General features: G+C 51.7%; 20 protein-coding genes. 8 read left to right on the forward strand and 12 right to left on the reverse strand.

Translation table 11 applies throughout. From position 1 onward, the window contains the following. Positions 1 to 33: 33 nt before the first annotated feature. Positions 34 to 1,176, reverse strand: coding sequence for a hypothetical protein (locus EX31_RS11165; protein WP_037034798.1), 1,143 nt, complete (start codon positions 1,174 to 1,176; stop codon positions 34 to 36). A 48-nt stretch (positions 1,177 to 1,224) separates the two neighbouring features. Then, positions 1,225 to 2,652: a bifunctional 2-methylcitrate dehydratase/aconitate hydratase gene (locus tag EX31_RS11170; protein ID WP_037034800.1), complete on the reverse strand. Its 1,428-nt coding sequence runs from the start codon at positions 2,650 to 2,652 to the stop codon at positions 1,225 to 1,227. A 467-nt stretch (positions 2,653 to 3,119) separates the two neighbouring features. Between EX31_RS11170 and EX31_RS11175 the strand changes: the two genes are divergently transcribed. After that, complete coding sequence (locus EX31_RS11175; RefSeq protein WP_037034802.1) at positions 3,120 to 4,007, forward strand: LysR family transcriptional regulator; 888 nt, start codon at positions 3,120 to 3,122, stop codon at positions 4,005 to 4,007. Positions 4,008 to 4,169: 162 nt separating this feature from the next. Here the strand turns inward: EX31_RS11175 and EX31_RS11180 are convergent, their stop codons facing one another. The 10 genes from EX31_RS11180 to EX31_RS11225 all read right to left on the reverse strand — a co-directional run bounded on the left by EX31_RS11180 (position 4,170) and on the right by EX31_RS11225 (position 14,112). Continuing rightward, entirely contained in the window at positions 4,170 to 5,384 is a 1,215-nt protein-coding gene (locus EX31_RS11180) for an acyltransferase family protein (protein ID WP_037034804.1), read from the reverse strand. Between the two features lie 192 nt (positions 5,385 to 5,576). After that, a complete protein-coding gene (locus EX31_RS11185) occupies positions 5,577 to 6,413 on the reverse strand; it encodes an MBL fold metallo-hydrolase (protein WP_037034806.1) in 837 nt (278 codons plus the stop codon). A gap of 10 nt (positions 6,414 to 6,423) precedes the next feature. Further along, positions 6,424 to 6,750: a hypothetical protein gene (locus EX31_RS11190; RefSeq protein WP_013575189.1), complete on the reverse strand. Its 327-nt coding sequence runs from the start codon at positions 6,748 to 6,750 to the stop codon at positions 6,424 to 6,426. Between the two features lie 41 nt (positions 6,751 to 6,791). Beyond that, positions 6,792 to 7,355, reverse strand: coding sequence for a peptidylprolyl isomerase (locus EX31_RS11195; protein WP_037034812.1), 564 nt, complete (start codon positions 7,353 to 7,355; stop codon positions 6,792 to 6,794). Between the two features lie 106 nt (positions 7,356 to 7,461). Continuing rightward, positions 7,462 to 8,244: an alpha/beta fold hydrolase gene (locus tag EX31_RS11200; protein ID WP_037034814.1), complete on the reverse strand. Its 783-nt coding sequence runs from the start codon at positions 8,242 to 8,244 to the stop codon at positions 7,462 to 7,464. Between the two features lie 448 nt (positions 8,245 to 8,692). Further along, complete coding sequence (locus EX31_RS11205; protein ID WP_013575185.1) at positions 8,693 to 9,664, reverse strand: chemotaxis protein; 972 nt, start codon at positions 9,662 to 9,664, stop codon at positions 8,693 to 8,695. A 192-nt stretch (positions 9,665 to 9,856) separates the two neighbouring features. Continuing rightward, positions 9,857 to 10,834, reverse strand: a complete 978-nt coding sequence (locus tag EX31_RS11210; RefSeq protein WP_037034816.1) for an oxidoreductase — start codon at positions 10,832 to 10,834, stop codon at positions 9,857 to 9,859. A gap of 105 nt (positions 10,835 to 10,939) precedes the next feature. After that, positions 10,940 to 11,608 carry an acrylate utilization transcriptional regulator AcuR gene (locus EX31_RS11215; RefSeq protein WP_051931018.1) on the reverse strand — a complete coding sequence of 223 codons (669 nt, stop codon included), beginning with the start codon at positions 11,606 to 11,608 and terminating at the stop codon, positions 10,940 to 10,942. Between the two features lie 170 nt (positions 11,609 to 11,778). Further along, complete coding sequence (locus tag EX31_RS11220; RefSeq protein ID WP_037034819.1) at positions 11,779 to 13,116, reverse strand: LLM class flavin-dependent oxidoreductase; 1,338 nt, start codon at positions 13,114 to 13,116, stop codon at positions 11,779 to 11,781. Positions 13,117 to 13,125: 9 nt separating this feature from the next. After that, a complete protein-coding gene (locus tag EX31_RS11225) occupies positions 13,126 to 14,112 on the reverse strand; it encodes an MsnO8 family LLM class oxidoreductase (RefSeq protein ID WP_037034821.1) in 987 nt (328 codons plus the stop codon). 229 nt (positions 14,113 to 14,341) lie between these two features. On the opposite strand from EX31_RS11225, the gene EX31_RS11230 reads away from it, so the two are divergent. From EX31_RS11230 to EX31_RS11260, 7 genes are all read left to right on the forward strand, one after another. Further along, positions 14,342 to 15,526, forward strand: coding sequence for an amidohydrolase (locus EX31_RS11230; protein WP_037034822.1), 1,185 nt, complete (start codon positions 14,342 to 14,344; stop codon positions 15,524 to 15,526). A 201-nt stretch (positions 15,527 to 15,727) separates the two neighbouring features. Then, positions 15,728 to 16,660 carry an ABC transporter substrate-binding protein gene (locus tag EX31_RS11235; RefSeq protein ID WP_037034824.1) on the forward strand — a complete coding sequence of 311 codons (933 nt, stop codon included), beginning with the start codon at positions 15,728 to 15,730 and terminating at the stop codon, positions 16,658 to 16,660. Between the two features lie 15 nt (positions 16,661 to 16,675). Then, positions 16,676 to 17,191, forward strand: a complete 516-nt coding sequence (locus EX31_RS11240; RefSeq protein WP_013575178.1) for a GNAT family N-acetyltransferase — start codon at positions 16,676 to 16,678, stop codon at positions 17,189 to 17,191. A gap of 15 nt (positions 17,192 to 17,206) precedes the next feature. Next, positions 17,207 to 18,121 carry an amino acid ABC transporter permease gene (locus EX31_RS11245; RefSeq protein ID WP_013575177.1) on the forward strand — a complete coding sequence of 305 codons (915 nt, stop codon included), beginning with the start codon at positions 17,207 to 17,209 and terminating at the stop codon, positions 18,119 to 18,121. Positions 18,122 to 18,136: 15 nt separating this feature from the next. Continuing rightward, positions 18,137 to 18,982, forward strand: coding sequence for an amino acid ABC transporter ATP-binding protein (locus tag EX31_RS11250; RefSeq protein ID WP_037034826.1), 846 nt, complete (start codon positions 18,137 to 18,139; stop codon positions 18,980 to 18,982). A gap of 389 nt (positions 18,983 to 19,371) precedes the next feature. Then, positions 19,372 to 19,776, forward strand: coding sequence for a CidA/LrgA family protein (locus EX31_RS11255; protein WP_013575175.1), 405 nt, complete (start codon positions 19,372 to 19,374; stop codon positions 19,774 to 19,776). After that, entirely contained in the window at positions 19,769 to 20,464 is a 696-nt protein-coding gene (locus EX31_RS11260; RefSeq protein ID WP_013575174.1) for a CidB/LrgB family autolysis modulator, read from the forward strand. The genes EX31_RS11255 and EX31_RS11260 overlap by 8 nt, the downstream gene beginning before the upstream one ends. Positions 20,465 to 20,616: the final 152 nt, after the last annotated feature.

A 20,616-nucleotide genomic window follows, 5' to 3' on the forward strand; every position in this document is an offset into this window, starting at 1 on the left:
CTGAACTCAAAAAATCTACAGTATGTGAGCTTGTCATTTTTCAATCCCCTGGAAAGTTGCCACTGGCAGGCCAAGCGCGAGGCTGCGCGCTACAGCACGTACCACAGCGCTGTAGCCGACGGTGTTGTTAACAAACGACTGGATGATGACCTCACTCAAATTCTGACTGGCCAGATAGGCTGGCCGGAGAATGAGCAAGTGATTCTGATCGGAAAGAATGGTTGAACACCGGCGCTCAAAGGCATATGCACGGCTTCCTAACGGCGACCGCGATGCTTTCACAACATGAGGATGCGTCCCGCTCACCCGCTCAATCGCCGCCTCAATGAGACCGGGGGTTAACGCACCGCCATCCTTAACGATGAAACGGTTAATCTGATAGCCGGGGGCATGCACAGGCGCGCGTAATGAAACGGTATTCACTAACGGTGCCCAGGGCATCACCTTGTCCTGACTCATGGCAATTTGTGAGAAGCTCGGACGGAGATTGTCGCGCGCATCCTGCAGGCGTCCTTCAAACGATCGGGTGCCGAGTACACCGTTAGGCGTATCCGGATGCACGATATCGGTTTCAATCGACACAATATGCGAGGCGTTGCATTGGATAGATCTGAGCGCCTCGGTGAGTACGCGCAATGAGGCATGCATACCATTGGTCTGACAGGAGCCGAGGCAATACATGCCCGAACCGACCACCTGGCGTTGTATCGTGTCGATATCATCGCGGGTCAGATCTTCCAGACAGCCATAGATACTCGGCAGTTCGTTGGCCTCTGCAACGCCCAGCACCACGTCCGCGAGTTCTTGCATGTTGCGGGCGACGGGGCTGTTTTTGTCCATATCCAGCTTGCTGGTTGCGATAAAGCCAATGTCGAAGCGACCTGTCTGCGGAGGAAGATCTTTGGCAAGATCGCCAAAGAAAAAGTGAACCTCACGACCGTCGATTCGCAGGGTGTCATTATCGATAATGTCGATGTGAGACTGGATGCCGGGATGCGCCATCGCCAGACGGGCCACGATGCCATCTATCGGACGCAGTTCAGGATAATGTTTATCTAAAGAAGGAGGATTCGTGACGACGGTTTGAATAACAAAACCATCCTTCGCCGGATCATTCTGAATCAGCAAATTCGCGCCGATCTCCGCTCCGCAACCCACTAATATGGCTTTTTTCACTTCATCACCTCGCGCTAAATGAATATAGGTAAGTGTGTTAAATGCGGCCTAGTCCCAGGAGAACATTTTCAGCAAATCAGTGACGGACATGGCATCAAGCTTCGATTCCGAAATCAGGGTTTCGGCCAGAATATGGGCGCGGTCACGCAGCGGGCTGTCTGAAAGATTCAGATGGAATTTCGTCAGCAGCGCCCCGAAACACTCTTCACGGCGACGAACATGGCCGAGCGGATATTCAATGGTTTCGGAGATCTCTTCAGTCATGCCATGACACTTCAGATAGAGCGCATTGGGAATGGCGCGCTTATCAGGGTCGTAGTAGCTCTCTGTAAAGGAAGGGCGTTCAGTGCAGGTGATTTTCAATCGCAGTGCATCCAGTTGAGGATCGCTGGCGAGCGGTTCGTGGAAATCTTTAATCGTCAGATTTCCGGTCTGCAGCCCCACGGCAACCATGTACTGGAGACAGTGATCGCGATCGGCGGAGTTATTCAGCGGCCCTGATTTATCAATAATCTGAATCGCCGGTCGGGTTGTTTCTACCCGCACATACTCGATGCTCTCAGGCGTAAACCCGGCTGCCAGTATCCGTTCCCGGAGGTTAATGGCCGCTTCTACAGCAGTCTGGGCGTGGTACTCAGCGGGATTGGGAACCTTGAACAAGATGTTCTTAATGACAAAATCTGACAGGTTGCGCGACAGATTGAAGGGTTTGCCCCGCAAAACAGCATCATTGAATCCCCACCGGCTGACCGTCAGCGCGGTGGGATAACCCATTTCGCCGGTTTGCGCGAACAGCGCCAGTTGCAGGCCACGCGCCGTGGCGTCCCCGGCGGCCCATGACTTACGGGTACCGGCATTTGGCGCATGCCGGTAGGTTCGGAGAGAGTGACCGTCGATAATAGCGTTGGACAGTGCACTCAGTGCCTGGTCTTTTGACAAGCCGAGGAGTTGAGCTGAGGCGATGGCAGAAGCCACTTTCACCAACACCACATGGTCAATCCCCAGCGCATTAAAACAGTTCGACAGACACAGCACGCCGTGGATCTCATAAGCACGAATCATCGTATTCAGGACGGCTGTCATATCAGCGGGCGGCTGATTACCGTCAGTCAGGCTATGCCAGGTTGCGGCAGCCAGGATGGCCCCCAGATTATCGGACGGGTGCCCCCACTCCTGCGCAAGCCAGGTGTCATTGAACTCCAGCCAGCGGATCATCGAACCGATATGAAAGGCCGCCTCGATCGGTCCCAGTCTGAGTCCGGTAGCGACAACCGGGACACCCGCCTGGCTCTTGCTGAACTGAGCGCTGCCCATCAGTCTCAGACAGTCGTGATCGGCAGAGGCGGCAATTGCGCAACCTATCGAATCCAGCAGACAATAACGCGCCAGGCGTAAAGTCTCATTATCAAAGGTTGTCTGCTCATAGGCGTAGTCAACCAGCTCAACCATTACCTCATCAAACTTTGCATGCGCCATATTTCACCCCATAAACAAAAATGAATTGTTGAAATACACGTAATTGAGATCCGGTAATATATATATCCAGATAATAGAAATAGACAACGCGTTGATTTATATGAGAATACTCTCCATCACTCATAAAATCCTAATGGGCATGGCAATAAAAGACCAGCGAATAAAATCGAGGCATTCATCGAAAGTATTGATGCCCTGACAAAATGCCTGCTGAGGAGGACGGGAAGTTCAGGGAAATGAGCATGAGTTACAGAGCATGAAAATAAGCACAGTCTGTTGTTGAAATTCGTAATTCAGAATTAATGTCTGCCGGAAAGGTAATAATAATGACACGCACCCAGATGTGGCCACGCAGTGCCCGCAGTTGTAGCCCGGAGCGGAGATTTTAAAACATAGTGACAAACTCACTAATACAGAATATAAATAATTGTTGTGACGGTGAACTAATTTTTAGCATGAGGTCTCAAATGAAGCTAAGTGAACTTCTTGCGTTCGTGACAGTCGTGGAGACAGGGAACATAACCCAGGCAGCCGAGCGTCTGAATCGCGTGCAATCGAGTATTTCCCACCGAATCAGGAGCCTGGAGGATAATCTGGATGTCACCCTGTTAGATCGAAAAACCGATGGGTGCTCACTGACTGCGCAAGGCCAGATACTTTATGACTACGCACTTAAAATATTGAATCTTGCGGATGATTGTAAAAACAACATTTCCCACTCCAAAAATAGCCAGCTGAATATGCGTATTGGCATAATCGAATGTCTACCCCCCTATATTGTCAGTTCACTGATCGATTTAGGTCATGATTTGGGCTGGAATATCGATATTTCGATTGGGAACACTATAAGCTTGCTTAATGCCTTCGACCAAAACGAATTTGATGCGGTAATAATCGGTGCAGGTTTTTCAAACACGCAACATGCGCGCTCCATATTACTCTCCAGCGAACTGGTTATTATTACAGAGAAAAATTACCCCACCATTAAAGACATCTCCAGTCTGGATGGCGAAGTTTTTTTACTCAGCAGCAAAAAATGTGCAACCACTACCCGCAATTATAATGTTCTGTTTAATGAAGGGCATATCACGCCTAAGCGGGTGGTAGAATGTGGTTCCTATCCCGTACTGTTCTCCAGCATCGCTGCCGGCAAAGGCGTATCGTTAGTTTTACGTTGTTCGATCAGCGGCGAGGTACAAAATAAGATAAAAATTCATGAACTCAGTGGCCAGTTCAATGACTTCAAAATAGAGCTTGTTTATCGTACAGATTCACCTTATCTGGATAGCACTAAATTCAGAGGCATAATGACCTCACTTTTTCAGGATCCCCGGCTGCACAATATCGGTTATTAGGGCATTCGTAGCCCACACGTACACTCCCCATGTTAGTGAAATTCCCTCATCTCAAATACAAATGGGAGAGCATACATCTGCCGTATGCCCTCCCCTCCCATAAGCCCGCTCTCCCCCGATCATCGTATTCTGACGACAAGATGATCAATACTCCGTTATCCGTTATGAAGGTTTACGCAGAGCCACTAAGGCTTTCGCTCTGCACTTCTCCAGTATTAATTTCATCACGGGCACTTCAAAGTACTTATATAAAAAAGAGGCAAATGAGACGGATAAAACCAACGCGACGGCGATAAGCGCAATTCCCTCCGGTAAGCTAAACTTTCTTCCTGCCGTAAGATTCAAAAAATAAAAGAGCACTAAGAAATGAACCATATAGAAGGAATAGGATATTTCTCCTAGCCACACCGATGTTTTACTGTTTAACAGAGTGTTTCGGTATTTTAAATCATCACCCGCAATCGAAACGATTAATAAACACACCGGGATGATGAAAACCACGCTCATACTGAACTGGTAAGGGATATACATGGAACCGATGTAAGTTGCTGCAAGCAGGGTAAACGACGCCGTTTTCGTCAGCACGAGCATTCGTCCGTTCATCAGCAGCCGGGCTGCAAACATACCGGCAAGGAATTCAAATATGCGTGATGGGGGAAAAATATACGAAACCCAAAAGTGTTGCTGCGAGATCGGAAACGCCCCCATCATCTTGTCCGGCTCAACCCAGAGGTAAATATATGTTTGAACCAATAAGGATGCCGCCGTTACTATTATTAATCCGGCTAAATCGAATTTTTCAGGTATTGTCTTTATTACTCTGAAAAGAAAGGGGAAAGAAAGATAAAACATCGCTTCTATACAAAGAGACCAGCTGGGTCTGTTACCGACGAAAAAATAGTGAACATCATCAACCCAGGTATTCAATAACAGAAGGTTTGATGACCAAATTTTATATTGATAGATACTCATGGCACCAATAATGAATGCTATAGCCCAGGTCAGACAATGTGTAGGGTAAATCTTTGCAAAACGTCGCAGGTAAAAATCTCCCACGGTGTCATTATCTCTCGCAGACCACACCATAATGAATCCACTGAGTATGAAGAAATATGAAACGCCGAGCCAGCCCGCTTTACCCACAATAACGGTGAAAATGTGCTGTATGGTTGGATCTGAAAAGGGAGCGAGATCGCTGGGTAGCGATGAATGAAATAAAAAAACTAATAAAGCCGCCCAGAATCTGCTTCCGGTAAGCGACGGAAGTTTGATCTGCGGGGGTAATTTCCCGGTTGTTATTGGCTGACTCCCCGCCATTTCAATGGCGTCAGCATGAATAGCATCAATACTTATTTCTCTGTTTATTGCAGGATTCATGGTGTTCCCCCTGAGGATAGTATTTTATACCGGAAGATTTATTCAGTAGCATAGCGACAATGTTACACAGCAAAAATAAATAGCGGCAAAGCAACTTAAGCAGAGCCTGACCGGTTACCAATAATTAACCGTTGCGTTGCCGGTCAGGAAATAAAGTATTTTCAGAGCAGAACGTTCTGATGAAAGTTTTAACTAGTGGATATCGACGGTCACGTATCCGGATTTACGTTTTTCAATATAACCAAATCCTTGTTCGCCAAAATGCATACCGCCGACAAGAACGCTGTCCGAGCTCACGCTTTCAAGTATGCGGGAACGTGTCTCTGCCGCCATTTGAGGATCATAGTCAAAGGCAATGGCAACATCCGGTTTTAGCAGTTGAATATGAGGAAAATGAACAATATCACCCCAAATCAACAGGCTATCTCTGTTACCCTCAATCCGGTAACCTGTATGACCCGGCGTGTGACCTTTCAGCGGGATCGCAAAAACACCAGGAAATACCTCGCCTTTATCGATGAGACGAAGATTTTTCTGATACTTTTTGAATATACTTCGCGCCAGCAGGAAATTGCCTTTTACGCGGTCACTGACGGCAGCGAAATTTTCATCATCTTGCAGATAATTAAATTCATCGCTGTTTATGATCAATTCGGCATTAGCAAATACAGCCTCACCCTCTGCGTTTAACAATCCGCCAATATGATCAGGATGGGCATGTGTGAGTAATACCGCGTCAATATTGCCAGGTTGTATCCCCAGCAGATCCAGATTAGCAACCAGTTTGCCGCCCCAGCCCTTAACGCCTCCTGCCCCGCTATCGATAAGAATATTTTTACCCTTCTGGCGGACTAAAAAAGTATTAATATGCACCGCATTGAGTTCACTGACTTGTGCACTGCGCTGAATTTCCTTGCACTCGTCCTCATCCACATTTGAAAGCATCCCGAAGTCAACATGCAGATATCCATCACTTACCGCAGTAACCGATATATCGCCGAGATCTCTTGTTGGAAAATTAACATTCATAATCCGTTCCTTAGTTCTTTGCATAAATATTACCCGCTTCAAAAGAGAAACAGCGAATTCTCGCTATGACTCCTGTCTTCTCCTTAATTAATAAATCAACCTGATGCATGAATTCATCCAACACCGACAGGGTTCGGAAAACTTCCTGTCGTAGTCTTGCTTCGAAATAGACCGGTGTGCCAAAACCTATCTCTGCGGTGAGGTAGCTGATGTGAATATTATTTTCTTTCGCTTTCAGGATCTCTATGGCGAGACGGGCTAAAGCCGTTGAAAATTCCGCAAAAGCCTCTGCATCTAACCGGTGGCTTGCAGCGGTATAGAGAGTAATACTGGGCATCTTCGACTCCTTCGAATGGATATTTACGCCGTCAGGTTGTTTTATACGGCTCTGACAGACACTAATCGCATGCTTTTTATGACATCGGGATTGACCACCGTGCCAATGTCCGAAGCCCCCCGGCGGAGTTGGTCAATTAACTCGATGCCACTCGTGACTTTCCCAAAAGCAGTGTAATTCTGGTCTAAAAAACCTGCCCTCGCGGAGGTGATGAAAAACTGATGACGGGCGCTGTGCGGATGCCGTGATCTGGCCATGCCGACGGTACCGCGTTCAAAAGGCAATCGGTTAAACTCTGCGGCCAGCACCGGTAATTTCGTGTAATCCAGCCCTGTATCTTTTATCGGGTCACCCGTTTGTGCCATAAAGCCTTCTATGACCCGGTTAAACGGCATGCCATCATAAAATTTAGCCTGTACCAGCGATTTTATGCGTTCAACATGCCCGGGGGCCAAATCGGGAAATAAGCGGATGCTCACGGTTCCACTCTCCAGTTGCATCTCGATAATATCTCTCTGAGCCATTACCCCTTTGAAGGCAGCCGGAAGCATTGCAACACCCGCGCACAAGCCCAGGCTTCCACCAATAAATAACCGACGATTCATAGAATTTACTCCGTTCGCGCATCAGACTTTTCATCGTCTGCCATGCCAGATTTGCTCATTAACAGCGCCCGTACGTCCTTCAGGTGCTGACTTCCTGCGCTGATTGTTAATGCGTATTCTTGTTATCAATGAACGAGATGATTTCATCAGTGAGCGCTTCGGGTTGCTCATAATTCGGTAAATGGGCGGCGCCGGGTAGGGTATGCAATTGGGCATTGCGCTTGTCGGCCAGACGTTGCGCGTAGTCCGGAGGCGTAAGTTGATCCTCACTTCCTCTGACCACCACAGCCCTTACCCCCGGAATATTCATATCGGTCAGATCGGTGTCGGCGATGGCATAAGAGCAACCCGCGAAGGCTTCAACCGAAGTGCGGCGCAGCATCTGTTTCATACCCTCCGCGTAGGGCGAGTCGATAAATTTCGGTGTGACCCATTTGCTCAGAATCCCCATTTCGAGATGTTCAACACCGTGGTGAAATACATCCTCAGCCCGGGCGCGCCAGAGCGAAGGCGGAGCGGCATTCACCAGTGCAGTATCCACAATGATCATTCCCTGAACTCGTTTGGGGATCTTGAACCCAATCCATTGCGCTATTGTTCCGCCGATTGAGACCCCGGCAACATAAAACTCATTGATGTGAAGATGATCCAGCGCCGCCACGACATCGTCGGCCAAATCTGACATTGAAAACTGCAGAGAATCGACTGCGCTTAATCCATGCCCACGGATGTCCAGGCGAATAACACGATAACGTTCACTCAGACGCGGCATTTGCAAATCCCAAAGGTGCAAATCCGTCCCCAAAGAATGAAGAAGTACCAATGTCGTTGCATTGTCAGAACCCTGCACATCGACGTGCTGAGTTAATTTAAGTGGCCGGATAAACATTTAATACTCCATATTCTTTTTGCTTCTGTTTCGTCGGCTCTCCGTCACGCATTACCTGATCCGACGTCTCGTCCTGCTTATAGAACCATGAATTCTGCTACGCCATAGTCGCAACGTATCCATAACGACATGCTGATATTATTTTTTCAGTTTCATGCAAATAAATTTTTTCGTTATGAGGGTCAGCCTTAAATACGTTGTTAACGCTGTTATTATTAAAACAATTCTTATCGTCGCTCTAATGGATAATTTCGATATCACTATCGAAATTGTAGATACGGGGCGGATCTTAATAGGGGAAAACGTGGCGAAGGAACAGACTGACCGGGGAAATGCTGCGCAGCAGGAAATGCAGGCAATAATTTTTCTGCACGTTGTTCGGTATGCCGCTGATAATAAAAAGCCCGCACAAGAGAACGGGCCTTTTATACATCAGTGTTTGATGAAATTACACATGGGCGATTTTCTTCGCATCCAGCGCTTTATGAATAGCCGCTTCCAGTTCGTTGATTTCAAACTTCGCCACGTAACCGTCGGCGCCCACTTTACGCACGTGATCTTCGTTGGCGCTGCCGGATAATGAAGAGTGAATGATCACCGGAATATTTTTCAGGAATTCATCACGCTTGATATTGAGCGTCAGCGTAAAGCCATCCATTTCCGGCATTTCCAGATCAGTTAAGACAAAGGAGATTTTATCGGAAATGGGCAGCCCCTGGGCTTTGCATTCTTCGGCCATTTTGCGGATTTTATTCCAGGCTTCCAGACCAGTGACATGCATCTGCGCCGGAATCTCCATCATGTTCAGGCCTTTTTCCAGCATCTGACGGGCAACTTTAGAGTCTTCGGCGACAATCGCCACCGTACCCGGCTTGAGTTTAAACGCGCTGGTTTTCTTCTTATCCATGTTGATATTGCTGTTCGGAATAATGTCATGGAGAATTTGTTCAACGTCGAGCACCAGCGCCAGACGGTTACTGGATTTATCGCTGTCCAGACGCGCAATACTGGTGATGTTGCGGCTCTTCACACCGGCTTCGGCGGCCAGCACCTGACTCCATTCAAGACGCACAATGTCGTCTACGGATTCCACCGCAAACGCCTGGGTGCTGCGCGCATATTCGGTGACCAGCAAAATGTTCAGGCCGGTTTTTGGTACGCATCCCACCACCGCAGGCAGGTCGATGACCGGAATAATTTCGCCACGGATGTTCGCCATGCCCATCATCGGCGAGACCATTCCGGCGGCTTTGGTCAGCGTGGGCATCGGCACGATTTCGCGCAATTTAAAAACGTTGATACCAAAAAGTTCAGATTGCTCATCATCCGGAGAGGTCCCCAGACGGAACAGCAAAAGCTCAAACCGGTTTGATGAAGTGAGATTGGTTCTCTCATCAATTTCTTTCTGAAAATTATCCATACTTTCCCCATGCCTGTTGTTATTCGTTTTTGACTATGTTCGCGCTGTACGTCATTCGGAAAATAAGGAATTCCATTCTCTTTTTTCTCAGAGGGACATTCTTTATATCGGCCGCTCAGGAGGAATTCTTTATAGCGGGGAGAAAATTGAAGGGAAAGCACCCGGTATCACGGGAATACCGGGCAAAAAGGGTCAGCCGCCGATTTTCACCAGCGTCCGGCCCTGAATTTTATTGTTCAGGAAATCGGCTGCGACAGCCGGAGCTTGTTCCAGGGTAATTTCCGTCGCGGCCTGCTGATAAAAGTCATCCGGCAGCGTATTCAGTAAACGCTCCCAGACGGCAGCACGGCGTTCAGCGGGAACCGAAACCGAATCCACCCCCTGCAAACGGACGTTGCGCAGAATAAACGGCATCACGGTCGTCGGCAGGTTAAAGCCCCCCGCCAGACCGCAGGCCGCCACGCAACCGCCGTAGTTGGTTTGCGCCAGCAGTTTAGCCAGCACTTTGTCACCGACGGTATCGACCGCACCGGCCCAGACTTGTTTTTCCAGCGGACGGGTCTCTGCAAAATCATCGCGGGAGAGAATTTCGCTGGCACCCAGTTTACGCAGATAATCATGCGTAGATTCACGGCCCGTCACCGCAGCCACGGTATAACCGAGTGTATGCAACAAGGCCACCGCCGTACTACCCACGCCACCGCTGGCACCCGTCACGACCACGGTGCCGCTTTCGGGTGTCACGCCCGCTTCTTCCAGCGCCATGACGCACAGCATGGCAGTGAAACCGGCGGTGCCGATAATCATGGCATTGCGCGCAGCCAGACCTTCCGGCAGCGCGACCAGCCAGTCACCTTTGACGCATGCCTGCTCCGCCAGACCGCCCCAGTGCGTTTCGCCAACGCCCCAGCCGGTGAGAATGACGGATTGCCCGACGGAGAAACGCGGGTCGTTGCTGCGGCTGGCATGGCCCGCAAAATCAATGCCCGGCACCATCGGAAACTGACGAATGATTTTGCCTTTCCCGGTGATGGCCAGTGCATCTTTGTAATTCAGCCCTGACCAGCTGATATCAACCAGTACGTCGCCTGCCGCCATGTCCGGCAGCGCAATCTCTTTCACTTCGGCCAGCGTGGCCTTGTCTTGTTGTTCCAGAACCAATGCTTTCATTTTTTTCCCTTTATGATTTCAGGAGATTAAAGTTTTTGTCATGAGGTATGCGATGACTCACGTAATGATTGCAGGTGCTATTTTTTGAATTTATGGCCGACGAGTTTATGAATGAACAGGTGACTGCAGCGTATGACGGAAATACGCCCAGAACTGATCCAGCGGTTCGGCCGAGCGGTACAGTTTTGCGCGCATCACCGCGCCTTCCCAGCCAGACCAGAAAATCTGCGCCAGTTGCGCAGGCGGCATGTCTGATGCGATATCTCCGGCCTGCCGGGCTTCTTCCAGACAGGTGGCAACACGGCCTTCCCATTCGCCCAAAATCGTTTTGAGTTGCTGCGAAAAATCTTCCGGCAACAGCGGGGATTCCTGCAATAAATTGCCGACCAGACAGCCGCGTCTGAACTCAAACTTCGCCATTCCCTCACCGGCATGGGTCACAAACGCACCGATGCGTTGCAGCGGTGACAACTCAGCCCTGAGCAGAAACTTGTCGAGTTTGTGGGCGAAAAATGAGCCGTAAGCCGTCAGAACGGCCATGCCGAAATCCTGCTTACTTTTGAAATAGTGATAAAACGATCCTTTCGGCACCGCGATGTTTTTAATCACCGCGTCGATGCCTGCTGACAGGTAGCCCGTTTCGGTGATCACTTCAAGCCCCGAACGGATCAGCGCTTCACGCGTATCATCAAACTCGCGTGCCGTTCTCGGCGGACGCCCGCGGCGCGGTTTGACTGGCACGTCAGGTTCAGTAGAAAGCTCAGCACTCATCATTTAGACCGATCGTTTTTTAATTGCAGAAAGCCTACGCCCAATTTTTTAGGCGGGCAAGTCCGTGAATGTTTTTACAGGGTAAAAAGTCCCGGACCTAAAAAACCTGCAAAGCAAAAAGCCCGCCCGGAGTTACCGGAGCGGGCCTGTGATACAGCATGAGTATGTTGTAACTATTTTTCGTTCACTGTCTCGCGGCGGGTTTCCTGCACGCTATAACGGTTGGTTTTGAACGGAATATTCAGGCGCTCACGCAACGTCGTTGCCTGCGAGGGATGCCAGTAGCCACGGGCTTCCAGCACCGGTAACACCAGCCGGGTAATGTCGTCCAGCGCTTCGGTCAGTACCGGTCCGCTGATGATAAATCCGCTGGCACCGCCCTCTTCCACCCAGCGGATCAACTGGTCGGCGACCGGTTCTGGCGTGCCGAAGAATTCGCCGCGCGGCAGCGTGGTCTGATACGCCACTTCACGCAGCGTCAGGTTTTCCTCCCGCGCCAGCTTCTTGATGCTGTCGGTGGTGGAGCGGAAAGTGTTTTGGCCTAAATCGCCCAGTTCAGGGAACGGGCCGTCCGGCGGATACTGGCTGAAATCATGGTGATCGAAGAATCGCCCGAGATAGGCCAGCGCATCGTCAAGTGACAACAGCGACAGAAGATACTGATATTTGGCCTCGGCTTCCTCTTCGGTTTTGCCGACAATCGGGCTGATGCCAGGGAAAATACCCACCGGATGGCGGCCATTTTTGCTGACCTGTGCCTGTAATTTTGCCGAATATTCCTGTGCTTCTTCCAGCGTCCGGGCGTTAGTGAAAACGGCATCGGCAGATTTACCTGCCAGCGCGATACCGGCATCCGACGCGCCAGCCTGGAAAATCACCGGCTGCCCTTGCGGTGAACGCTGGATATTCAGCGGCCCTTCGACCGAGAAAAACTGTCCCTGATGATTCAGTTTATGCAGCTTCGCCGCGTCGAAGAACACACCACTTTCGCGGTCACGCACAAACGCGCCGTCTTCCCACGAATCCCACAGCCCCTGCACCACGCTGATGTATTCTTCAGCAATCTGATAGCGCAGCGCATGTTCAGGATGGTCTTTGCCGAAGTTTTTCGCCGAACCGGCCAGCGGCGAAGTCACCACGTTCCAGCCCGCCCGTCCCTGACTGATGTTATCTATTGACGCCAGCTGACGTGCGACGGTAAAGGGATCGCTGTAGGAAGTGGAAATAGTGCCCGCCAGCCCGATGCTGTGGGTAGCCGAAGCCAGCGCAGACAGCAACGCGACAGGTTCGAAACGGTTGAGGAAATGCGGCAGTGATTTTTCGTTGATGTGTAATCCGTCGGCCACAAACAGGAAATCAAAACCAGCCGCTTCGGCGCGCAAGGCTAAATCACGGAAATAGGGGAAATTGACACTGGCATCCGCAGGCGCTTTTTCGTGACGCCACGAATTCATGTGGCCGCCGGCACCGTGCAACATCAGACCCAGCTTGATACTTTTTGAATGGCTCATGAAATCTCCTTAAAGCTGGCCAGCCAGCAATTCGATGGACTTCAGCCGCACACCGGCTTCAGTCAGTGGAGTGTGAATAACAAATTCGTTCACGCACAGGCGGCGCTGAATATCGCGCAGTTGCTCGTGGATATCGCCCGGCGTGCCGTGCAGCACGCTGATTTGCTGCTGTTCGATATGGTATTGCGTCGCACCTGACTGCCGCACAAAGGCTTCAGCCTGTTCGCGGGAACCGACCGTAACGTGCCGGTCGCCCAGCGTGACGCGAAAATTATGCTGGCCAGTCACCAGTTCAGCGGCCTGCTCGCGGGTTTGTGCCGCCAGCGCCGCCAGACTGACCAGCGCCTGCCCTTGTCCGGCGGAATATTCGTGGAAGGCCAGCACCGATTCGGTCATCACTTGCGCTGAAGCATTGATAAAACCGGCGAAGACAAAGTTCCAGCCCAGTGACGCGGCCAGACGCGCGCTTTCTTTGCTGGCACCGAGCAAAAATCGCTGCGGTGCCACCGGCGGACGCGGTAACGCACGGGCTTCTGTGCCCGCCAGATGGTCATCCAGATGCGTGAGATAATGTGTCAGTTGCTGTAACTGCGCCGGGAAACCAGGCGATGATTCGGCCGGTGTATGGGCACGCAGCGCTTTGGTTGACAAGGGTAAACCACCGGGCGCTTTGCCGATGCCGATATCCACGCGATCCGGCGCCAGTGATGACAACAGATGGAAATTCTCTGCCACTTTATACGGGCTGTAATGTTGCAGCATCACACCGCCGGAGCCGATCCGCAGCCGGGAAGTGCGCGCCAGCAGCCAGGCGATCAACACTTCCGGCGAGCTACCGGCCAGCTTTTCAGTATCGTGATGTTCTGACACCCATAAACGGTGATAGCCCAGTTTTTCTGCTGCCAGCGCAAAAGTCAGCGTGGCGTCTAGCGCCTGCGCTGCGGTCTGCCCGTCATTAATCGGGCTTTGATCTAATAAACTCAGTCGGTAATTCACCTGCGCATCCCTTTTTATCCGTTGTGATAAAAAGAGTTCCACGAAATAAGTTCAAAGCTAAATAATAAAAACACGTTTCTATAGTCAGTATTTTGCTATGCAAGGCACTGTGCAAAACGACTATAAATTATAGCGACTGAGTATTTAGTGATTGGCTTCTGTCTGACTAGCATGGAATGACTTGCTACATATCTTTAACAATCATTTTCAGACAATAAGGTTATTTGCCATGAGCATTTCACTTGCCGAAGAAACGAATAGCATTGCCCCCCGACATGAGACAGGACTGGAAGAACAACTCATCGCTTATCGCCGTGAATTACATCAGCATCCTGAATTATCCAATCAGGAATTTGTGACCACGCAAAAGATTACCCAATGGCTGAATGCTGCCGGGATCCGCATTTTATCGCTCGGGCTGAAAACCGGCGTGGTGGCTGAAATTCGCCCGGCACACGGCCCGGTTGTTGCCCTGCGCGGTGACATCGATGCCCTGCCGATTGAAGAAGCCTCCGGTGTGCCGTTCAGTTCGCAACAACCCGGCGTGATGCACGCCTGCGGCCACGATTTTCATACCTCTGTTATTCTCGGCGCGGCCCATCTGCTTAAAGCAAGGGAAGACCAGCTACCGGGCCGCGTACGGTTGTTTTTCCAGCCTGCGGAAGAACGGTTTGGCGGTGCGTCGCAACTGATTAAAGCCGGTGCACTGGAAAACGTTGATGCGATTTTCGGCCTGCATAATGCGCCAGAACTGCCGGTCGGCACCTTTGAGACAAAAGGCGGCGCATTTTATGCCAATGTGGACCGCTTCCAGATAACCGTGACCGGCAAAGGCGCGCACGCCGCACATCCGGAAGAAGGTACCGACAGCATTGTCACCGCCAGCCACATTGTGACCGCGCTGCAAACGGTGGTCAGCCGCAACGTCAGCGCTCAGGAGGCGGCGGTAGTCAGCGTCACCCGTATTGAAGGCGGCAACACCTGGAACGTATTACCCCAAACCGTGGAACTGGAAGGCACGGTGCGCACCTACAGCAACGGGATCCGCGAGCAAATCCCTCAGCGGATACGCAAGGTGATCAACGGGGTGGCAGATGCGCTGGGGGCGAAGGCCGAACTGCACTGGTTTGGCGGGCCGCCAGCGGTGGTGAATACACCGCGCTGGGCAGACTTTGCCTTACAGGCCGCTGCGGAATTTGGCTATAACGCGCAAGTAGCGCAGGCGCAGATGGGGGGCGAGGATTTTGCATTTTACCTGCATCATGTGCCGGGTGCGTTTGTCAGCATCGGCTCGGCCAGCGATTTCGGCTTGCATCATCCGCAATTTAATCCTGATGAGTCGGCTATTTACCCGGCGGCGAATTATTTCCAGCAACTGGCAGAAAAAGCGCTGAGTGAATTAACCGGAAAATAACCTTTTCATACCTGACTTTATTTCCTCACGCCCGGATATTCCGGGCATTTTTCGTGCAAAATTTCCGGCGAAATGTATTTCCACTTTATCTCTTTGATTATTTAATTTTGTTGTTTTACATCCCTGTAACACTCGGGAATAGTGAGAGCGTCACCTCACGGTCATCACCACTTAAAATAAGAATGCAGGGTAAAAATAATAATGATGAAACATAGCGTAACCATCACAGCCACCGCCATCGCGGCAATATTAAGTTTTTCATCAGCGGCATACGCCGCGCCAGGTATTGATCTGATTGCCAATGAAACGCCGGTGAATACACCGAAAAGCCCGGAAGCCGTGGCAAAAATCCCGGCCAACTTTAAGTTTGTCGAACCGGGTACGCTGACCGTGGCGCTGGCTGTGCTCGGCAGCGCCCCACCCTTCGGGCTGTACGCCCGTGACAATAAAACCGTGATCGGCAGCGAGGCGGATATCGCCCGTCTGGTCGCCGACGGTTTAGGCCTGAAACTCAAAGTGGTGCCGGCTTCATGGGAAGACTGGCCGCTGGGCGTGACGTCGGGGAAATACGACGCAGCCATCTACAACATTACCGTCACCAAAGACCGTAAAACCAAATTTGATTTCGCCACCTACCGCGAAGATACCCTCGGTTTCTATGTGAAAAGTGACAGCAAAATCACCTCGATAAAATCCGCACCCGATATCGCCGGTAAACGCATTATTGTCGGCTCAGGCACCAATCAGGAAGCCGTGTTGCTGGCGTGGGACAAAGAAAACCAGGCGAAAGGATTACCGGCGCTGAAACCGCAATATGTCACCGATGACGCTGCCGCGACGCTGGCTATCCAGTCCGGTCGCGCCGATGCCACGTTCGGCCCGAACGTCACCGGCGCGTACAAAGCGTTGCTGACCGGTAAAACCAAACTGGTCGGCACGGTGCCGGGCGGCTGGCCGAAAACCGCCAATATCGCCGTGACGCTGAAAAAAGGGAATGGCCTGGTGGATGCCGTGCAGGCGTCGCTGAACAGCGCTATTGCCAGCGGAGCGTATATCAAAGTGCTGGACCGCTGGGGCGAAAGCGTCGAGAAAATCGATCACTCTGAAATTAACCCGCCAGGGCTGGGCGACTGATCAGGAGCAGAAACGATGAGCGAAGATATTTTCATTCAGACCGTGCCGGAAGACCCGCTGATTGCGCCGGTCATCGAAGGATTATTCGGTGAATACCGCGACCGTTACGGCGATTTCTTCTCGAGCCAGCCGCCGGAAGATGACAGCGTGTTTTCCGCGCCCGATGGCACCTTCATTGTTCTGCTGAGAAACGGCGCGCCCATTGCAATGGGCGCGTACAAACGCTACGACGAACAGACTGCCGAACTCAAACGCATCTGGACTCACCGCGCGCTGCGCCGTCAGGGACTGGCACAAAAAATTCTGCATGAACTGGAGCGTCGCGCAGCCGCGTACGGTTACCGGCGGGTATTTCTCACCACCGGATTCCGCCAGCCCGAAGCGGTCGGATTGTATTTGTCCCACGGTTATCAGCCGCAATTCGACACCCGCCTCGATCCGGAGGTCTATTCCCGGCCACCGTATGACGGGCGCCTGCCGTTTACCAAAACGCTGAAGGCGGACGTGCCGGTCACGTCATCTGCAACGTAACAGAAAGAGAAAATAATGAGCGAAAATGCCCCTTCATCTGTGAATCATCCGCCGCTGAAAGTGGTGCCCGCGCGCTATCCGTGGCGTCTTGCCGGTGCGGTTTTTTCGGCGTTTATTCTGCTGGGCATCATCCAGTCGATTGCCACGAATTCCCGCTGGGAATGGGGCGTATTTCGCCAGTGGTTTTTTGACCCGGTGATCCTGTCCGGGCTTGGCAAAACTCTGTTGCTCACGCTGCTGGGCACCCTTTTTGGGGTGATTTTCGGCACGGCACTGGCCCTCGCCCGCCTGTCGAAATCCTATTTACTGAACGCACTGGCCTGGGGGTATATCTGGCTGTTCCGTTCCCTGCCGTTGTTGCTGGTGCTGATCATTCTCTACAACTTTTCCTATCTCTACGACAACCTTTCGCTCGGCATTCCGTTCACCACGATTTCCTTTTTCAGCACCCCGACGGTGGATTTGCTGGATCAGTTTTCCGTCGCCGTGCTCGGTCTGTCGCTGGTGCAGTCGGCCTATACCGCCGAGATCATTCGCGGCGGGATTTTAGGGGTAGAACACGGCCAGCATGAAGCTGCGGCCGCGCTGGGATTACCGGCCTACCGCCGGACCTTCCGCATCATTTTGCCGCAGGCGTTACGTTCAATTCTGCCGACCGGTTTTAACGAAGTGATCAGCCTGGCGAAAGGCACATCGATTGTTTACGTCCTGTCGATGCCGGAACTGTTTTACACCGTGCAGGTGATTTACAACCGCACACAGCAGGTGATCCCGCTGCTGATGGTCGCCACCATCTGGTATCTGCTGATCACCACCGTGCTGTCGGTTTTGCAGTATTACGTCGAACGCTATTTCTCCCGCGGCACCGTGCGTCAGGTCGCGCCGACACCCTTGCAGCGCCTGCGTCAATGGCGCGTCGCCCGTTCTTAATAAAGGGAAAGCACTATGTCAGAAGCCTTTGATTTATTCGTTAACCGCCCGCAGGAAGCGCCTGTTGAGCAGCTGTTTCCACGCAAACCTCAGGCTGCTACCGTCGGGCGCATCGAAATCAATAATTTGAGCAAATACTACGGCGCGCACAAAGCGCTGGATAACGTGAGTCTGCGCATCGAACCGGGCACCGTGACCGTGATCCTCGGCCCGTCCGGCTCGGGGAAATCGACCCTGCTGCGCACGATTAACCATCTTGAGCGCGTCGATGAAGGTTTTATTCAGATTGACGGCGATTACATCGGCTACCGCCGCAAAGGCGATACGCTGTATGAACTGAAAGAGCGCGCCATCCTCAAACAGCGCACACATGTCGGTTACGTTTTTCAGAATTTCAATTTATTCCCGCACATGACGGTGCTGGATAACATCATCGAAGCGCCGGTGGTTCACGGTCTGCTGAGCCGCAAAAACGCCATCGCCCGTGCCTGTGAACTGCTCGACACGGTCGGTCTGCGCGAAAAAGCGCACGCATGGCCGCGTCATTTGTCCGGCGGACAGCAGCAGCGCATCGCCATCGCCCGTGCGCTGGCGCTGAATCCTAAAGTCATGCTGTTTGATGAACCGACGTCCGCCCTCGATCCCGAACTGGTTGGCGAAGTGCTGGATGTGATTAAGAAGCTGGCGCAGTCGGGCGTCACGCTGGTGGTCGTCACCCATGAAATCGGCTTCGCGCGCCAGGTGGCGGATCAGGTGGTGTTTATGGTGGATGGTCGCGTGGTTGAAAGCGGCGCTGCCGCACAGGTGCTGGAACGGCCGGTTCATGCCAGAACCCAGGCTTTCCTGGAGAAGGTGCTTTAAGACTGGCAAATTTTGGTTTTACAGTGGCACTGAATGCCTGATTTAGACGCCTGACCGAGGAAATTTCAGTTTCTTACGTGCAGTGCTCACATTTGACGCACTGCGCCGAAACCGCCCGGGAGGGAGAAGTGCTTTCTCCCTCCCGGATCTCCCTTCGCTTTTTCAACCAGCACTCCGCTCGCTGGCTATGTTTCAGGTATCACCGCAACAGGCTGGAACCTCTCATTCAGCAAGCTTTCTGAATCGCCCGCAACCCACAATCCGTATTTTCCCCGTTTACCAAACGCCATTTTGGAATACACTTCATTCCTAAATTTCATACTCCGTTTTGTGGCGCAGATCACATCTTAATTGTATGATGAATACATTATTCAACTGGGTGATACACCATGAGCACCGCAATCTCTCTGGTATTCCAATATGTTCGGGCGTTTATTCTGATTTATCTCTGTTTATTCGCCGGGAATGCGATTTCATCTCTTTTACCGCTCACCATTCCCGGCAGCATCATCGGCATGCTGATCCTGTTTGGTTTGCTTTCAACCCAAATTCTGCCGTTCAAATGGGTCAAACCGGGCTGTAATGTTCTGATTCGCTATATGGCGTTGCTGTTCGTCCCTATCGGCGTCGGGGTCATGAATTATTACGAGCAACTGCGCACGCAGTTCGGGCCGCTGGTGGTGTCGTGTCTGGTCAGTACCCTGATTGTATTGCTGGTTGTCGCCTACTGTTCCCACTATATCCATGGCGAACGCGGTGCGGTGACGGATAAAGCGGAGGATAAAAATGATTGATATATTGTGGTCGCTGCCGCTGACGCTGGTGGTGTTTTTCGCCACCCGTAAGCTCGCTATTAAACTTAAAATGCCGCTGCTCAACCCGCTGCTGATGTCGATGGTGGTGATCATTCCCCTGTTGCTGGTCACCCATATCCCTTACGCACGCTATTTCGCGGGCAGCAAGATCCTCAATGATCTGCTGCAACCCGCCGTCGTGGCGCTGGCGTTTCCCTTGTACGAACAACTGCATCAGATCCGCGCCCGCTGGAAATCCATCATCAGTATCTGCTTTATCGGCAGCGTGGTGGCGATGGTGAGCGGCACCGCGATTGCATTATGGATGGGAGCAACGCCGCAAATTGCCGCATCGGTATTACCGAAATCCGTCACCACGCCGATTGCCATGGCCACCGCGCAGTCGATCAATGGTATTCCGGCCATCAGCGCCGTATGTGTGATTTTCGTCGGCATCCTCGGCGCGGTCTTTGGTCATACGATTTTGAATGTTCTGAAGATCACCACCAAAGCCTCACGCGGGCTGGCGATGGGTACCGCATCACACGCACTGGGTACCGCCCGCTGCGCAGAAATGGATTATCAGGAAGGCGCATTCAGTTCACTGGCGCTGGTGATTTGCGGCATCATCACCTCCCTGCTCGCCCCGTTCCTGTTCCCCGTCCTTCTCGCCCTCTTCGGTCATTAACCCATAACGGGCACAGATTCCTCTAACGGGTTCGGATTGTATCAAGGCGGCAACTGAGCGAATCCCCGGGAGCTTACAATAAGTAAGTGACTGGGGTGAACGAAGGCAGCCAACGCAGAGACAATTTGAAGCAGGACGAGGAAAAAGTGTAT

Origin of the sequence: Rahnella sp. WP5 (assembly GCF_000745615.1) — a bacterium.
Lineage (GTDB): Bacteria > Pseudomonadota > Gammaproteobacteria > Enterobacterales > Enterobacteriaceae > Rahnella > Rahnella aceris.

Bases quoted from the DNA above. Each gene is read 5' to 3' on its own strand.
- EX31_RS11195 (WP_037034812.1), bottom strand. From the start codon at position 7,355: ATGAATCGTCGGTTATTTATTGGTGGAAGCCTGGGCTTGTGCGCGGGT.
- EX31_RS11220 (WP_037034819.1), bottom strand. From the start codon at position 13,116: ATGAGCCATTCAAAAAGTATCAAGCTGGGTCTGATGTTGCACGGTGCC.
- EX31_RS11180 (WP_037034804.1), bottom strand. From the start codon at position 5,384: ATGAATCCTGCAATAAACAGAGAAATAAGTATTGATGCTATTCATGCT.
- EX31_RS11240 (WP_013575178.1), top strand. From the start codon at position 16,676: ATGAGCGAAGATATTTTCATTCAGACCGTGCCGGAAGACCCGCTGATT.
- EX31_RS11190 (WP_013575189.1), bottom strand. From the start codon at position 6,750: ATGCCCAGTATTACTCTCTATACCGCTGCAAGCCACCGGTTAGATGCA.
- EX31_RS11245 (WP_013575177.1), top strand. From the start codon at position 17,207: ATGAGCGAAAATGCCCCTTCATCTGTGAATCATCCGCCGCTGAAAGTG.
- EX31_RS11210 (WP_037034816.1), bottom strand. From the start codon at position 10,834: ATGAAAGCATTGGTTCTGGAACAACAAGACAAGGCCACGCTGGCCGAA.
- EX31_RS11170 (WP_037034800.1), bottom strand. From the start codon at position 2,652: ATGGCGCATGCAAAGTTTGATGAGGTAATGGTTGAGCTGGTTGACTAC.
- EX31_RS11205 (WP_013575185.1), bottom strand. From the start codon at position 9,664: ATGGATAATTTTCAGAAAGAAATTGATGAGAGAACCAATCTCACTTCA.
- EX31_RS11175 (WP_037034802.1), top strand. From the start codon at position 3,120: ATGAAGCTAAGTGAACTTCTTGCGTTCGTGACAGTCGTGGAGACAGGG.
- EX31_RS11255 (WP_013575175.1), top strand. From the start codon at position 19,372: ATGAGCACCGCAATCTCTCTGGTATTCCAATATGTTCGGGCGTTTATT.
- EX31_RS11260 (WP_013575174.1), top strand. From the start codon at position 19,769: ATGATTGATATATTGTGGTCGCTGCCGCTGACGCTGGTGGTGTTTTTC.
- EX31_RS11215 (WP_051931018.1), bottom strand. From the start codon at position 11,608: ATGATGAGTGCTGAGCTTTCTACTGAACCTGACGTGCCAGTCAAACCG.
- EX31_RS11200 (WP_037034814.1), bottom strand. From the start codon at position 8,244: ATGTTTATCCGGCCACTTAAATTAACTCAGCACGTCGATGTGCAGGGT.
- EX31_RS11230 (WP_037034822.1), top strand. From the start codon at position 14,342: ATGAGCATTTCACTTGCCGAAGAAACGAATAGCATTGCCCCCCGACAT.
- EX31_RS11250 (WP_037034826.1), top strand. From the start codon at position 18,137: ATGTCAGAAGCCTTTGATTTATTCGTTAACCGCCCGCAGGAAGCGCCT.
- EX31_RS11185 (WP_037034806.1), bottom strand. From the start codon at position 6,413: ATGAATGTTAATTTTCCAACAAGAGATCTCGGCGATATATCGGTTACT.
- EX31_RS11235 (WP_037034824.1), top strand. From the start codon at position 15,728: ATGATGAAACATAGCGTAACCATCACAGCCACCGCCATCGCGGCAATA.